Source organism: Bradyrhizobium sp. USDA 4532 (assembly GCF_024171315.1).
Lineage (GTDB): Bacteria > Pseudomonadota > Alphaproteobacteria > Rhizobiales > Xanthobacteraceae > Bradyrhizobium > Bradyrhizobium australafricanum.
The window spans coordinates 4,724,410-4,737,756 of record NZ_JALJZN010000001.1; the positions used below are offsets into that span (position 1 = coordinate 4,724,410).

The following is a 13,347-nucleotide window of genomic DNA, read 5'->3' on the forward strand; positions in this document are numbered from 1 at the left end:
AATGTTCACGACATCGACAATTCGACCATCACCGAACTGGGACGCCGAACGATCGACTATCTCTCGCGTTGCGGTTCGGCCGGCAGGACGCTTGGCGCGAATCATCTGGAGGCGAACATGAAACGTTCGGAAGTTTCGACCACGACGATGATCCTCACCCGACGATCGGCCATCGGCTCGTTCGCGATCATGGCGATCGCCGGCGTCTCGCCCTGGGCCGGATCGCAAGCTCGATCGGAGCACAGCAACGGAGGAATGCCAATGAAGCACTATGCGATGAGCACGAGAACCATCAGCGACGCGATCAACACGTCAGGCCTTCTGGTTGTGGCGCAATGGGAAGCCAAGGAGGGACAGGCCGATAAGGTCGCGGAAATCCTCGACGGCTTCCTGCCCGAGGCGCAGAAGGACCCCGGCACCAAGCTGTTCCTGATCGGCCGCGGCAAGGATAATCCGGCGCAATTCCTGTTCTACGAATTGTTCCAGGACGAAGCCGCGTTCAAGGCACACCAGGACAGCGCGGCTTTCAAAACCTACATCGCGGAGCAGGCGCTGCCGCTGCTCGCCAAGCGCGAGCGGTCGCAATACGCGCTGCTGTGAAGAAAAGCGCGGCGGGGAGGATGCTAGAGCGTTTTCGAGCGAAGTGGACCCGGTTCGCGTGAAGAAAACGCGTCAAAACAAGAAGCGAGAGCTTCGGTTCTGATTCAATCAGAACCGAAGCTCGTCCTTCCCGCCGGCGCGGGTCAGATCGACGCGCCGCTGTTGCCGAGCGTTGCGCGCAAGCCGGCCCGCTCGGGCGGCCTGCGCCAGAAGCCGACGATCGAGATCCGCGACAGCACCGCCGCCTCGAGGCTCTCGACCTGGGTTCGGAGCCGAAGCGCGCGTTTCTCGACGAGATGCCAGGACGCGGCGGCGACGCCGAAGGCGAGCGGCAGGCTGATCAGGAGGTTCAGATACCAGTGCTGGACCGGCGGGCCGAAGGTGGCGACGCATTGCTGGATGACGAAGCCGTAGAGATAAAGCCCGTAAGAGTAATCGCCTGACGAGACGATCCAGCTCCGCCGCGGATTCATCAGGCCGAGATAGCATGCGACATAGGCGGCCGGCACGGGAGCCAGCGCGTCGCCGCGCCCGGTCGCCATGCCGGCGGCGCACAGCACCAGCGCCAGCAGGCACAGCGTGCGGTTGAACGGCACCTTGTCGCGCCAGAGGTAGAAGCCGACGCCGGCAAGGAAGCAGAACACCAGAAGGTGCGGGCGAAGCTGGATCGGCACCTCGTCCCAGCGCCAGATGTCGTAGACGATGAGCCCGATCTGGGCGATCACCATGACCCCGAGGAACGCCACCCGGTTGAAGCAAATCGTGAGCACGGCGAGCAGTGCCAGGATGACGTAGCACCATAGCTCGTACGGCACGGTCCAGAGCTGGGCGTTCACCAGATCGGGCAGCGGATTGTGCAGGAATACGCCCGGCAGCTCGTAATGGATGTCGCCGACGATATTGAGAAAATAGGCGTGGAATTTCGGATCGGCGACATATTGCGCCAACGGCAGCGCGGTGAAGACCGAACCGATGATGATTGCCGATAGCGTGGTTTCGACCGCGAGCGCCGGTCCGATCCGCAGCACGCGCAGGCCGAGGAAGGAAATCAGGCTCTTGCACCGGAGCAGGCTTGCGGTCACCAGGAAGCCGCTCAACGCAAAGAACAGCGCAAGGATCATCGCGACGCCGATGCGCAGCGTGCTCTGGATTTCCAGCGCGCGGCCGAGCCCGAGCGTCACGTTCGTGCTGTGCAGGCCAATGATCGACGCCGCCAGCGCGATCCGCATGTAGTCGAAACCCGCGGGCCGATTGCGCGAAAGCGCCAGCTGATCGGCCAGGCTGGGCATCGATGTGCTCCCGAAGACGTGCATCTGCGGAAAATACCGAGCAACAGTCTAAGGCCGTGTAAATGGGTCCGCGCTGTAATTGCAGCGACGCACGGGCGCCGGCCACCGCGCAAGGATCGGTTAAGGTTATCGGCCGGCTAGGGCGATCTGTCGAATTGTATCGACCGGCCCTCGCGCGTTGGTGGCTCTGGGCGCACGCTCACGCATGTTGGCCTCGGGGCCAATAGCTGACGTGGCTCCTGATGCCCTGGAAGCAGACTTGTTATCGTCATTCGGCAACCATTGATTTGATCGCAGCTCCGCCGGGAGAAACCACCACGATGCACATCAAACTGACAGCCATCGCGCTGCTCGCGATCATCGCGCCGGGACAGGCGGGTGCTGCCATGCTCACCGACGCCGAGGCGACGTTCCTCGACCAGCTCGCGACCGCAGCCGCGGTACTCGAACAACGATGCACCGGCTATGAGGCCAATGGTGCCGGCGGCGTTCAAACGGGCGCCAGACTTCTCGGCAGCCCCGACGCCGCGATGGCCATGATCAATGCGTTCGACGCGGCCATCAAGGCTCACGACGGCAATGACTACGATCCGCGCAAATTCCGCCCCGAGGTGTCCGAAGCGGCCGGCAAGACCTTCAAGCGAGTCCGGGCGGCGTTGATCACAGACCCGGAAGGGGCCTGCGCCGACTATGGCGATAGCGGCGCGGCGTCGGGGCTGCTCAGACGGTACTAAAGCGCGATGAGATTGGGTTGAATCGTCATCGCGCTTTAGCTCTTTGTTTGACCATGATCTCCGCGCAAACGCGTTCCGCGTTTGTCGCGAGGGAAAACCGCTTCGCACTTTTCCGGATCATGCTCTAGTGTGCTGAAGGCGAAGTTCGTGCGATTTCGCGGCAGCCACTTTCACGAACTTCGCATTCACAAAGCACACTAGAATCAGAAGTTTGCTAGTGTCCTTATCGAATCCGAAGTTCGCTCCGAAGGTGCGGCAAATGATGCGAACTTCGGATTCGGGACACTAGAACCGCGGGATATCCGGGAAGGCCAGCTTGCCGGCGTGGACATGGACACGGCCGAGCTCGGCGCAGCGGTGCAGGGTCGGAAACACCTTGCCGGGGTTGAGCAGACCCTCCGCATCGAAGGCGCATTTCAGCCGCTGCTGCTGGTTGAGGTCGATCTCGGTGAACATGTCCGGCATCAGGTCGCGCTTCTCGATGCCGACGCCGTGCTCGCCGGTGAGCACGCCGCCGAGCTCGACGCAGCAGCGCAGGATGTCGGCGCCGAACGCCTCCGCCTTTTCGATCTCGCCCGGCTTGTTGGCATCGTAGAGAATCAAGGGGTGCAGATTGCCGTCGCCGGCGTGGAACACGTTGGCGACGCCGAGGCCGTATTTCTCCGAGAGGTCGCGGATCCGCGCCAGGGCCTTCGGCAAGGCGCCGCGCGGGATGGTGCCGTCCATGCAGAGGTAGTCCGGCGAGATGCGCCCGACCGCGGGGAACGCCGCCTTGCGGCCGGCCCAGAACAGATTGCGCTCGGCCTCCGAGGTCGAGATCTGGCAGGAGGTCGAGCCGCAGCCTTGCGCGATCGCCTCGACCCGCTTGATCAGCTCGTCGACCTCGACCTGGGGGCCGTCGAGCTCGATGATCAACAGCGCCTCGACGTCCAGCGGATAACCGGCGTGAACGAACGCCTCCGCGGCGTGGATCGCGGGCTTGTCCATCATCTCCATGCCGCCCGGGATGATGCCGGCGCCGATGATCCGCGCGACGCATTCGCCGGCCGCCTCGACCTCGGCGAAGCCGACCATCAGCGCACGCGCCGTCTCCGGCTTCTGCAGGATGCGCACGGTGATCTCGGTGATGACGCCGAGCAACCCTTCCGAGCCGGTGATGATTCCCATCAAATCATAGCCGGCATTCTCGGCCGACTTGCCGCCGATGCGCAGGATCTCGCCACTCATCAGCACGATCTCGCAGCCGAGCACGTTGTTGGTGGTCATGCCGTATTTCAGGCAGTGCACGCCGCCGGAATTTTCCGCGACATTGCCGCCGATCGAGCAGGCGATCTGCGACGACGGATCGGGCGCGTAATAAAAGCCGGCATGCGCGACCGCCTGGCTGATCGCGAGGTTGGTGACGCCGGGCTCGGTGACCACGACGCGGTTGTCGAAGTCGATCTCGCGAATCCGCTTGAACTTGCCGAGCCCGAGCAGCACGCCGTCGGCAAGCGGCAGCGCGCCGCCGGACAGCGAGGTGCCGGAGCCGCGCGGCACCACCTTGATGCCCTGGCCCTGGCAATATTTGAGCACCTTCGACACCTGCTCGGTGGTATCGGGCAGCACCACGACCATCGGCGGCTGCCGATAGGCGGTCAGGCCGTCGGATTCATAGGCCAGCATCTCGGCGGCGCTGTCGATCACGCCCTCGCCCGGGACGATTGCGCGCAAGGCGGCCACGATTTCGGCGCGGCGAGCGAGGACGGCCTGGTCGGCCGCCGGCATCATGATGGACATCGTTGTTCCCTCGGCTGGGCTTTTGCCCTTCGCCGATTTGTTACGACAAATCAATCACGTCTGCACCTGTTTCAGTGCACCGGCCGAAGGTCGGATTGCCCCACCCCGCAATGGCGAGTTCTCTCTCGGACAAGCGGGCGGTCGCGAAACCTGTCAAAGTTTCGTGGCTTGTCCTGTCCAAGCCGGACATGCCACAAACGATCACTACCTCCCGGGACGAAACGAAGAGAACCCCATGAACCTAAAGACCTTGAGCGCGCTGGCGGTCGTCACATCGCTGGCTTCCGCATCCTCCGCGCTGGCGCAGGATGCCGCCGCCGGCAAGACCTCGTTCAATAAATGCCTCGCCTGCCACGCAATCGGCGAAGGCGCCAAGAACAAGGTCGGCCCCGAGCTCAACGGCCTCGACGGCCGCCATTCCGGCTCCGCGCCCGACTACAATTATTCCGATGCCAACAAGAATTCCGGCATCACCTGGAACAAGGAAACCTTCCTCGAATACATCAAGGACCCGAAGGCCAAGATCCCCGGCACCAAGATGGCATTCGCCGGCATCAAGAACGAGAACGAGGCCAACAACCTCTGGGCCTACGTCTCCTCGTTCGACAAGGACGGCAAGCAGAAGTAATCGGCGGTATCGGTCGCGCCGTCCGCCCGGCGCCTATGCCGGGGCGGACGTTAGAACGGGGATGGCCTTTCTTCGGAACGCCATCCCCTTTCAGCGCGGCAACAGATTGGTCTTGGCGAGATCGACCACCTCGTCGCCGCGGCCGCTCATCACCGCGCGCAGCACCCACAGGCTGAATCCCTTCACCTGCTCCAGCGTAATGGTCGGCGGCATCGACAGCTCCTGCGTCGCGGTCACGACGTCGAGCACGGCCGGGCCGTCATGCGCGAGCACGTCGCGGATCGCACCCTCGAGCTCGCCGGGATCCTCCACCCTGACGCCGTGAATGCCCATGGCGCGGGCCATCGCCGCGAAATCGGGATTCTTCAGATCGACCCCGGTCTCGATGAAGCCGGCGGCCTTCATCTCCAGCGCGACGAAGCCGAGCACGCTGTTGTTGAAGATCACGACCTTCACCGGCAGCTTGGCCTGGGTCAGCGTGATCAAATCGCCCATCAGCATGGCGAAGCCGCCATCGCCGGACATCGACACCACCTGCCGTCCGGGCTGCGCCGCCTGCGCGCCGATCGCATGCGCCATCGCATTGGCCATCGAGCCATGGACCCAGGAGCCCACCAGACGGCGGCGGCCGTTCATTTTCAGATAACGCGCGGCCCAGATCGTCGGCGTGCCGACGTCGGCGGTGAACACCGCATCCTCGCTCGCCTGCTCGCTGAGCAGGCGCGCCAGATATTGCGGATGGATCGGCTTCTGGCCCGGCTTGCCGCGGGCGAGATCGTCGAGCCCGGCGCGGGCGTCCTTGTAATGCGCGAGGCTGGCATCGAGATGCTTGCGGTCGGTCTTCACATGGAGCTTCGGCAGCAGCGCGGCGATGGTCTCGCCGACCTCGCCGACGATGCCGAGATCGAGCTTGCAGCGGCGGCCGAGATTTTCGGGGCGGATATCGACCTGCGCGATGTTGATGCCGGTCGGGAAGAACTGCTTGTAGGGAAAATCGGTGCCCAGCATCAGCAGCACGTCGCAGCCGTGCATGGCGGCATAGCCGGAGGAAAAGCCGATGAAGCCGGTCATGCCGACGTCGTAGGGGTTGTCGTATTCGACATATTCCTTGCCGCCGAGCGCGTGCACGATCGGGCTCTTCAGCGTCTCGGCAAGCTTGATCAAGCCGTCATGCGCGCCGGCGCAGCCGCGGCCGCAGAACAGCGTGACACGTCGCGCGCCGTTGAGCAGTGCCGCCAGCGCGTTCAACTCGGTGTCGGCCGGACGCACCACCGGCGCCGGCGGCAGCAAGCCGGCATTCGGCGCGATGTCGCGCTTCGGCGCCGTCCGCATCGCGACGTCGCCCGGCAGCACCAATACGGCGACGCCGCGCTTGCCGACCGCGGCGCGGATCGCGTTCTCCAGCATGTAGGGCAGTTGCGCCGGATCCGACACCAGTTCGCAATAATGGCTGCATTCGCGAAACAGGTCCTGCGGATGCGTCTCCTGGAAATATCCGCCGCCGATCTCGGCCGACGGGATCTGCGCCGCGATCGCCAGCACCGGCGTGCGGCTGCGATGCGCGTCGAACAGGCCGTTGATGAGATGCAGATTGCCCGGACCGCAAGAGCCCGCGCACACTGCGAGCGCGCCCGTGATCTGGGATTCGGCGGCGGCGGCGAACGCGGCCACCTCCTCGTGACGCACATGCAGCCAATCGATCGTGCCGCGCTTGCGCAACGCCTCGGTCAGGCCGTTGAGGCTGTCGCCGACGACACCGTAGATGCGTTTGACGCCGGCCTGGGCAAGGGTTTCAGCGATGAGGTCGGCAATGTTGTCGATCCGCATGAGAGGTGTCCTTTGCTGCAATCCGAAACCGCGTGGGCTGCATGATGTTCGGCGCCACGCGGCGGCGCAAGCCTTGCCGGATCACATTCGCGCGGCGCAAAGGCGCGGCAGCTATTGCGCCGTCACCGCGTCCCGCACCATCAGGCCGGCCATCGTCTCGATCTCGGACGCCACGAGATCGGGCACGACGTACTGCACCATGTGGCCTGTGTCCGGCAGCACGGTCAGCTTCGCGTTCGGCGCCGATGCGGCGAGCGGCCGCGAGTGGATGCCGGTCGAGACCGTCTTGTCGACGTCGCCCGAAATGATTGACAGCGGCGCCCTGATCTCGGCATAGCGCGGGGCCTGTTCGACAACGGCCGCCTTCAGCGTGACGAGGTCGCGCGCATTGGCGATGAACTCGCGCGGACGCAGCAGGAGCAACGACTGGCTGTCGCGGACGAAATCAGCCGGCACCGGCTGCGGCGCGAACACGCCGCGCGTAGCCGAATTGGCGACGAGGAAACCGAGCGGCAGCGTGATCGTGTGCGCAAGCAATGGTCCGATCAAAGGTGTCGAGATCGCATCATTGTAGCGTCCGGCGCCGCCGCGCCACGGATAGGCGACAGGGGCGAGCAGCACGAGGCCGGCGACGCGGTCCGGATGATCCAGCGCAATGCGCAAGGCGAGTGCGCCGGCCCAGGAATGCGCCACCACGATCGCCCGCTCGACGCCGAGCCTGGTCAGCGCCTCCACGATCATCCGGGCCTGGATCGCGGGCGTCGAATCCGCGACGCGCGCGCGGGTGCTCCAGCCGTGACCCGGCCGATCGATCAGGATCACCCGGCGCGCTTTGGCAACGCGATCGCCGAGCGGCTGCATCGCGCGGAGATTGGAGCTTGCACCATGCAGCATCACGACCGGCGGCCCGACCGCATCGCGCGGGCCGAGTTCGACCACATGCAGCCGCGCCCCGGCCACATCGATCATTCGCCCCTGCGGCGGGAAGGCCCGCTGGATCAGCAGGGCGCCGAGCTGTGTCACCAGCGCCAGGGCCAGCCCTGCGGCCGCCAGCGCAATGATTGCGGTCAACATCGAGGGGATCCGAAAGGTCTTAGGCACCTGATTGGGCACCTGACAATTACGACGAAGCCGAAATCAGGTTTCGCGCGGATGTGCCCCCTGCCAGGGCATGCTCTTGTTCGGAAAGCCAATTGTCGATTATCCGGCTCGCGCCCCGGCGCGGAGTTGTCCACAATGCGCCCAGCCTGTGGATAGCGGGTTCATACCTGCGTCATTAGTCATTTCATAGATTGGCGGTGGCAATTTCGCCATCAGACGCGAGGCTTCATCGAAACCGGGACGCCATTGGAATGCTTCCTGGTTTGTACACGGTATCCACAGGAACCGGCGTCCGCATGACGAGTTCAACGGGAAGTAATCGGAGGAGTACCATGATTTCCGACCCTAGCGATGCGGCCATCGATCAGATCGTGGCGAGCTGCAATGGCGACCTGCGCGGCGCCCTGAAGGCACTGTTGCTGGTGAATGAGCACCTGGAGGCGGAGCTTCAGCAATTCTATGCTGCCGTAGCCCAGGATACCGCGTCCCGCGGCAAGTTCTTGCACTAGCCTCCTGCGCCGGACCGGACCGCGAGCAAGCATCAAGCTCGCGAGCAACGTGCCCATTCGCGGCCATCGCCCCACGATCGCGATCAATCGCACGCAATCAGATATCGCGGCCTTCGACCTTTTCGGTCAGCTGCTTGACGATCTGCGGCACCTTCTCGAGGTAGGGATCGACAGCCAGCGCCTTGCGGAAGGCGTCGAGCGCACGCTTGTCGTCGCCCATGTCCTGCATGATCATGCCGACGCCCGCCAGCGCGCCGAAATGGCGGGGTTCGCGGGTCAGCACCTGCTGCAGGTCTCCAAGCGAACGAACGTAATCGTTCTTCAAATAGTAGATCGTCGCACGCCGGTTCCAGGCCTCGACATAGTCGGGGCGGAGCTTGATCACCGCGTCCAGCAGCTTCAGCGCGACATCGACATTCTGGGCGTCGATCGCCGCCTTGGCGCGCACCATCAACAGCGCCGCGGTATCGCTCGGGGTTTGCAGCCACAGCGCCCAGATCCGCGCCTCGACATGGCGGGCACTGTCCTCGTCGGGCGCGGCCTTCAGCGCGCCGAACAGGAAATCCAGCCCGCGGGTCCGGTCGGCCGGCACCTTCGGCAGCTTGGTCGGAGCTTCAGGTAGTTTTTTCTGGGCCCTGGGCGGCGGGACAACCCGCGGATCGTCCTGCGCGACGGCCGCAACGGGCAGCACCAGAAGCGCGGCGATCAGGATCGCCAGCCGGCGGTTGGTGGGCCCCAGGAACTTCAATCCGAGCTTTAATCCCATGGCCGAAGTCTAGACGCACAACGCCGCACTGCAAAGCAGCGCGGCGTCAAAGACCTGTGAAGGAAGGATCGGAATCGGCCGGCGATCCGGGCGGGATCAGCCTTGTCGATCAGATTTGTCGGATCAACCCTGGCGCGCCTTGAAGCGGCGCTGGACCTTGTTGATCACATAGACGCGGCCCTTGCGGCGAACCAGACGGTTGTTGCGATGGCGGCCGCGCAGCGACTTGAGCGAGTTACGGACCTTCATGGGACAATCCTGTTACTTCGAAAGGCCCGTGTTGGAGGCCGTACCTGATCAATGCCATTATTTGGCAAAATGGGATTTATCCCGACAAGCGGCCTGCCGCCCGGGACGGCCGGGTTCTAAGCCATCGGACCGTTAAATGTCAACCGAGATGGGCCGATTTTCGGGCCTGTCCCGGCCGGGAACCCGCGCCAGGCACCGCGCCACGCCATTGAGATCGCTTCGGAAACGGGGACAGCCACAATTATCCGAACCAGCGACGGACCCGCCGTCGCCCTTTGACGATGGCGCCGCGGCCGCCGAATCGAGTTTTCGTCCTCCTCGCGCCCGCCCCCGACCGTGACCGAACCGGACTTTGCGCTGGATTGAGCTCGGCGCGACCATAAGCCTTCAACGCTACGGCGCTTGCGAAAATCGTTATATCATATAATTATTTTCCATCACCCAATGAACAGGCCGCCGGGGAAACCGAATGCCCACGCTCAAACTGCCCGACATCGAAAAGGTCACCGCGATCGACATCCACACCCATGCAGAGGAGCCGTGCGGCATGCATGGCGACGACGGCTATGACGACTTCCAGGCGCAGATGGCCGACTACTTCAAGTCGCCGCACAAGCATCCGCCGACCGTGCCGGAGACCGCGGCCTACTACCGCGCCAAGAACATCGCCGCGGTGATCTTCCCGGTCGACGCCGAGCGCGAGACCGGCTTCCGCCGCTACAACAATTACGAAATGCTCGAGGTCGCGTCCGACCATCTCGACGTGCTGATCCCGTTCGTCTCGATCGACCCGCACAAGGGCAAGCTCGGCGTCCGCGAGGCCCGCAAGCTGATCGAGGAATACGGCGTCCGCGGCTTCAAATTCCACCCGACCATGCAGGGCTTCTACGCCAACGACCGCATGGCCTATCCGCTCTATGAAGCCATCAATGACGGCGGCGCGATCGCGCTGTTCCACACCGGCCAGACCGGCGTCGGCTCCGGCATGCCGGGCGGCATGGGGATGCGGCTGAAATATTCCAACCCGATGTACATGGACGACGTCGCGGCCGATTTCCCCGACCTCAAGATCATCCTCGCGCATCCCTCCTTCCCCTGGCAGGAAGAGGCGCTGTCGGTCGCGACCCACAAGCCGAACGTCTATATCGACCTGTCCGGCTGGTCGCCGAAATACTTCCCGCCGGTCCTGGTCCGCTACATCAACTCGATCCTGCAGGACAAGATGCTGTTCGGCTCCGACTGGCCGGTGATCACGCCGGACCGCTGGCTCGCCGACTTCGCCAAGCTCGACATCCGCGAGGAGATCCGGCCGAAGGTCCTGAAGGCCAACGCGCGGAAGATTTTGGGAATCTAAGGGAGTATTGTCGGCGGCAAGCTTCGGAGGTGGTTCATGACGAACTTCACCGGACTTGCCACCCTCTTCGCACTCCTGATCGGAAGCGCAGGGCTCTGCTGCGCGGAACGCGGCGGGCAGCCGCCCGCGTTCGTCGAATTCGAGAGCCCGCTTGTAAGTGCGCAGCCGCTGCAAGGCTATCTGCGAACACCCGATGGACCCGGCCCCTCGCCCGCCGTGGTGCTGCTGCACGGCTGCGGCGGCTTCTTCAAGCAACTCGACGAGCGCTGGGGCAAGCGGCTGGCGGCCTGGGGCTATGTCACGCTCACGGTCGACCGGTTCGGGCCGCGCGGCATCAGCAGCGCCTGCACGGGCGGCGCGCCGGCCGCAACCGTCCATGACGCCTATCGTGCGCTGAGCTATCTCGCGCGGCAATCGGCGGTCGATCCCGGTCGCGTCGCGGTGGTGGGGTTCTCGCAAGGCGCCTGGCTCGCCCTGCTCTCGGTCGAGCGTGGCGCGATCGAACATAACGCGGCAGAGAAATTCCGCGCAGCCGTTGCATTCTACCCGCCCTGCCTCAGCATCAAGGGCGACATGACGGTGCCGACGCTGATCATGGTCGGCGAGCTCGACGACTGGACGCCGGCCAAGGAGTGCCGGACCTTGGCCGAAGGCCGCGACGACTACGGCATCTCCCGGCAGAATAGTGCGGGACATCCGATCGAGCTGATTGTCTATCCCGGCGCCTATCACGGTTTCGACGTGCCGCATTACAGCACGCCGGTGCAGCTGCTCGGTCATCACCTCGAATTCAACGAGGTGGCCAGGGATCAATCCATCGACGCACTCAGGAAATTCCTGTATGCGACAATCGGCGGGCAAGAGAGATCACAATGACCATCAAGGCAATCGTCTTCGACGCCTACGGCACACTCTACGACGTCCAGTCGGTCGCCGACGTCACCGAGGATGCGTTTCCCGGCTATGGCGACATCATCACGCAGGTCTGGCGCATCAAACAGCTCGAATACTCCTGGCTGCGTTCGCTGATGCGGCGCTACCAGGATTTCGCCGTCGTAACCCGCGACTCCCTCGCCTACACGCTGCGCTGCCTCGGCCTGCAATATGACGCGGCGACCTTCGCCCGCATCATCGACAAATATCAGCATCTGGCGCTGTATCCGGATGCGGTCGGCGCGCTCGAGGCGATGAAGGACAAGAAGCTCGCGATCCTGTCCAACGGCAGCCCCGACATGCTGAATGCACTGGTGCGCAATTCAGGCCTCGACCGCGTGCTCGATGCGACCATCAGCGTCGATGCCCACAAGGTGTTCAAGCCGGCGCCGGAGGCCTACACGCTGATCGAGGAGGTGCTGAAAGTACCGCCGGCGGAGGTGCTGTTCATTTCCTCCAATCCGTGGGACGCCTGCGGTGCCAAGTCGTTCGGCCTCAACGTCGCATGGATCGAGCGGGTGACGCCGCAAGCGATGGCGCTGGCCTGCGTCGAAAGCGAGACGGTCGCCCCATTGACGATGTTCAAGGCGCTGCGTACCCAGATGGACGAGCTCGGCGTCGCACCCGATCACCGGATCCACGGTCTCTCCGAACTTCCCGCACTGGTGTCTGCAAGGTCCTGAACAACATGAGCCTCGAGTCTGTCCGCGCCTTCTTCGCCGAGAAGGCGCCCGAAATTTCCGTGATCGAATCTACCACGAGCTCCGCGACGGTCGTGCTGGCGGCGGAGGCCTATGGCGTCGAGCCGGCGCGGATCGCCAAGACGCTGAGCCTGCGGGTCGGCGACCGCGTGGTGCTCATCGTCGCCGCCGGGACGTCGCGAATGGACAACAAGAAGGTGAAGGCGGCGTTCGGCGGCAAGCCGAAGATGCTCGGCCTCGACGAGGTCGCCGACATCACAGGCCACGAGGTCGGTGGCGTCTGCCCGTTCGGGCTGAAGACGCCGCTGCCGGTCTATTGCGACGTGTCGCTGAAGGCGTTCGATGTCGTGGTGCCGGCGGCAGGCTCGACCCACAGCGCGGTCCGCATCACGCCCGACAGGATGGCGGAGCTGACTGCGGCCGAATGGGTCGACGTCTGCGAAGTCAGACCTGGGGATTAATCCTCATCGTCGAACGGCGGCCGCGATGGCGCGGGCTGCATCGGCTGTGGTGCGCGCGGCCGCTGCTGCATCTGCGGCTGCTGCGGCGCACGGCCCTGCGCTTGCGGCTGTTGGGCCCGCCCCTGGGTCTGCGACTGTTGCGCGTTTGATTCGAACACGGCGCGACAACTGTTGGAAAGTTGCGGCGTGTTCTGCCGCAGGCAAGCCACGATGCGCTGCACGTCGGGCACCTGGTCGCTGCAGAGCCGCCACACGTCCGGTGTGCACGCCATCTGCTGTTCCCAGGTTCCCCGATACTCCTCGGCGACGGCGGCCGTTGCCGTGACAGCTCCGCCGATCGCTATGGCAAGGCTCAGGACGATCCGCTGCGATCGCATGTCGGGCTCCCGTTGTTCCAGATACTGGCCCGCGCGCGC

15 protein-coding genes are annotated in these 13,347 nt (G+C 64.3%); 8 read left to right on the forward strand and 7 right to left on the reverse strand.

Going from position 1 to position 13,347, the window contains the following annotated elements:
• Positions 1-117 precede the first annotated feature (117 nt).
• Positions 118-600, forward strand: coding sequence for a putative quinol monooxygenase (locus tag J2R76_RS21605; RefSeq protein ID WP_225162242.1), 483 nt, complete (start codon positions 118-120; stop codon positions 598-600).
• A 143-nt stretch (positions 601-743) separates the two neighbouring features.
• Here the strand turns inward: J2R76_RS21605 and J2R76_RS21610 are convergent, their stop codons facing one another.
• Entirely contained in the window at positions 744-1,889 is a 1,146-nt protein-coding gene (locus J2R76_RS21610) for an acyltransferase (protein ID WP_253624929.1), read from the reverse strand.
• Between the two features lie 320 nt (positions 1,890-2,209).
• Between J2R76_RS21610 and J2R76_RS21615 the strand changes: the two genes are divergently transcribed.
• The gene (locus J2R76_RS21615) at positions 2,210-2,623 is read left to right on the forward strand and encodes a hypothetical protein (RefSeq protein WP_253626073.1); all 414 of its coding nucleotides are present in this window, start codon (positions 2,210-2,212) and stop codon (positions 2,621-2,623) included.
• Positions 2,624-2,908: 285 nt separating this feature from the next.
• Here J2R76_RS21615 and J2R76_RS21620 read toward each other — a convergent pair whose 3' ends face one another.
• Positions 2,909-4,402, reverse strand: a complete 1,494-nt coding sequence (locus J2R76_RS21620) for an FAD-linked oxidase C-terminal domain-containing protein (protein ID WP_076827554.1) — start codon at positions 4,400-4,402, stop codon at positions 2,909-2,911.
• A gap of 235 nt (positions 4,403-4,637) precedes the next feature.
• Here J2R76_RS21620 and cycA point away from each other — a divergent pair, with 235 nt between their 5' ends.
• Positions 4,638-5,030: a cytochrome c-550 CycA gene (cycA, locus tag J2R76_RS21625; RefSeq protein ID WP_018269764.1), complete on the forward strand. Its 393-nt coding sequence runs from the start codon at positions 4,638-4,640 to the stop codon at positions 5,028-5,030.
• 90 nt (positions 5,031-5,120) lie between these two features.
• Here cycA and poxB read toward each other — a convergent pair whose 3' ends face one another.
• Positions 5,121-6,857, reverse strand: a complete 1,737-nt coding sequence (gene poxB, locus J2R76_RS21630; RefSeq protein ID WP_057018106.1) for a ubiquinone-dependent pyruvate dehydrogenase — start codon at positions 6,855-6,857, stop codon at positions 5,121-5,123.
• A gap of 111 nt (positions 6,858-6,968) precedes the next feature.
• Positions 6,969-7,931 carry an alpha/beta fold hydrolase gene (locus tag J2R76_RS21635; protein WP_057018107.1) on the reverse strand — a complete coding sequence of 321 codons (963 nt, stop codon included), beginning with the start codon at positions 7,929-7,931 and terminating at the stop codon, positions 6,969-6,971.
• Positions 7,932-8,290: 359 nt separating this feature from the next.
• Here J2R76_RS21635 and J2R76_RS21640 point away from each other — a divergent pair, with 359 nt between their 5' ends.
• Positions 8,291-8,467 (forward strand): hypothetical protein, encoded by a 177-nt coding sequence (locus tag J2R76_RS21640; protein ID WP_018269760.1) that lies wholly within the window; start codon positions 8,291-8,293, stop codon positions 8,465-8,467.
• 97 nt (positions 8,468-8,564) lie between these two features.
• Here J2R76_RS21640 and J2R76_RS21645 read toward each other — a convergent pair whose 3' ends face one another.
• Both J2R76_RS21645 and ykgO read right to left on the reverse strand, forming a co-directional pair.
• The gene (locus J2R76_RS21645; RefSeq protein WP_057018108.1) at positions 8,565-9,233 is read right to left on the reverse strand and encodes a tetratricopeptide repeat protein; all 669 of its coding nucleotides are present in this window, start codon (positions 9,231-9,233) and stop codon (positions 8,565-8,567) included.
• A gap of 123 nt (positions 9,234-9,356) precedes the next feature.
• The gene (ykgO, locus tag J2R76_RS21650; RefSeq protein ID WP_002718645.1) at positions 9,357-9,482 is read right to left on the reverse strand and encodes a type B 50S ribosomal protein L36; all 126 of its coding nucleotides are present in this window, start codon (positions 9,480-9,482) and stop codon (positions 9,357-9,359) included.
• Positions 9,483-9,951: 469 nt separating this feature from the next.
• On the opposite strand from ykgO, the gene J2R76_RS21655 reads away from it, so the two are divergent.
• Genes J2R76_RS21655 through J2R76_RS21670 form a run of 4 tightly spaced genes read left to right on the forward strand, consistent with a single transcriptional unit; the run spans position 9,952 to position 12,931 of the window.
• Complete coding sequence (locus J2R76_RS21655; protein WP_076827560.1) at positions 9,952-10,836, forward strand: amidohydrolase family protein; 885 nt, start codon at positions 9,952-9,954, stop codon at positions 10,834-10,836.
• Positions 10,837-10,872: 36 nt separating this feature from the next.
• Complete coding sequence (locus J2R76_RS21660) at positions 10,873-11,712, forward strand: dienelactone hydrolase family protein (protein ID WP_057018110.1); 840 nt, start codon at positions 10,873-10,875, stop codon at positions 11,710-11,712.
• Positions 11,709-12,452 (forward strand): haloacid dehalogenase type II, encoded by a 744-nt coding sequence (locus tag J2R76_RS21665; protein WP_076827564.1) that lies wholly within the window; start codon positions 11,709-11,711, stop codon positions 12,450-12,452. Before J2R76_RS21660 ends, J2R76_RS21665 begins: the two co-directional genes overlap by 4 nt.
• Positions 12,453-12,457: 5 nt before the next feature.
• The gene (locus tag J2R76_RS21670) at positions 12,458-12,931 is read left to right on the forward strand and encodes a YbaK/EbsC family protein (protein WP_050384246.1); all 474 of its coding nucleotides are present in this window, start codon (positions 12,458-12,460) and stop codon (positions 12,929-12,931) included.
• Here the strand turns inward: J2R76_RS21670 and J2R76_RS21675 are convergent.
• On the reverse strand, positions 12,928-13,308 hold the full coding sequence (locus J2R76_RS21675) for a hypothetical protein (RefSeq protein WP_168856521.1): 381 nt from the start codon (positions 13,306-13,308) through the stop codon (positions 12,928-12,930). The genes J2R76_RS21670 and J2R76_RS21675 overlap by 4 nt on opposite strands.
• Positions 13,309-13,347 lie beyond the last annotated feature (39 nt).

Bases quoted from the DNA above. Each gene is read 5' to 3' on its own strand.
- J2R76_RS21605 (WP_225162242.1), top strand. From the start codon at position 118: ATGAAACGTTCGGAAGTTTCGACCACGACGATGATCCTCACCCGACGA.
- J2R76_RS21610 (WP_253624929.1), bottom strand. From the start codon at position 1,889: ATGCCCAGCCTGGCCGATCAGCTGGCGCTTTCGCGCAATCGGCCCGCG.
- J2R76_RS21615 (WP_253626073.1), top strand. From the start codon at position 2,210: ATGCACATCAAACTGACAGCCATCGCGCTGCTCGCGATCATCGCGCCG.
- J2R76_RS21620 (WP_076827554.1), bottom strand. From the start codon at position 4,402: ATGTCCATCATGATGCCGGCGGCCGACCAGGCCGTCCTCGCTCGCCGC.
- cycA (WP_018269764.1), top strand. From the start codon at position 4,638: ATGAACCTAAAGACCTTGAGCGCGCTGGCGGTCGTCACATCGCTGGCT.
- poxB (WP_057018106.1), bottom strand. From the start codon at position 6,857: ATGCGGATCGACAACATTGCCGACCTCATCGCTGAAACCCTTGCCCAG.
- J2R76_RS21635 (WP_057018107.1), bottom strand. From the start codon at position 7,931: ATGTTGACCGCAATCATTGCGCTGGCGGCCGCAGGGCTGGCCCTGGCG.
- J2R76_RS21640 (WP_018269760.1), top strand. From the start codon at position 8,291: ATGATTTCCGACCCTAGCGATGCGGCCATCGATCAGATCGTGGCGAGC.
- J2R76_RS21645 (WP_057018108.1), bottom strand. From the start codon at position 9,233: ATGGGATTAAAGCTCGGATTGAAGTTCCTGGGGCCCACCAACCGCCGG.
- ykgO (WP_002718645.1), bottom strand. From the start codon at position 9,482: ATGAAGGTCCGTAACTCGCTCAAGTCGCTGCGCGGCCGCCATCGCAAC.
- J2R76_RS21655 (WP_076827560.1), top strand. From the start codon at position 9,952: ATGCCCACGCTCAAACTGCCCGACATCGAAAAGGTCACCGCGATCGAC.
- J2R76_RS21660 (WP_057018110.1), top strand. From the start codon at position 10,873: ATGACGAACTTCACCGGACTTGCCACCCTCTTCGCACTCCTGATCGGA.
- J2R76_RS21665 (WP_076827564.1), top strand. From the start codon at position 11,709: ATGACCATCAAGGCAATCGTCTTCGACGCCTACGGCACACTCTACGAC.
- J2R76_RS21670 (WP_050384246.1), top strand. From the start codon at position 12,458: ATGAGCCTCGAGTCTGTCCGCGCCTTCTTCGCCGAGAAGGCGCCCGAA.
- J2R76_RS21675 (WP_168856521.1), bottom strand. From the start codon at position 13,308: ATGCGATCGCAGCGGATCGTCCTGAGCCTTGCCATAGCGATCGGCGGA.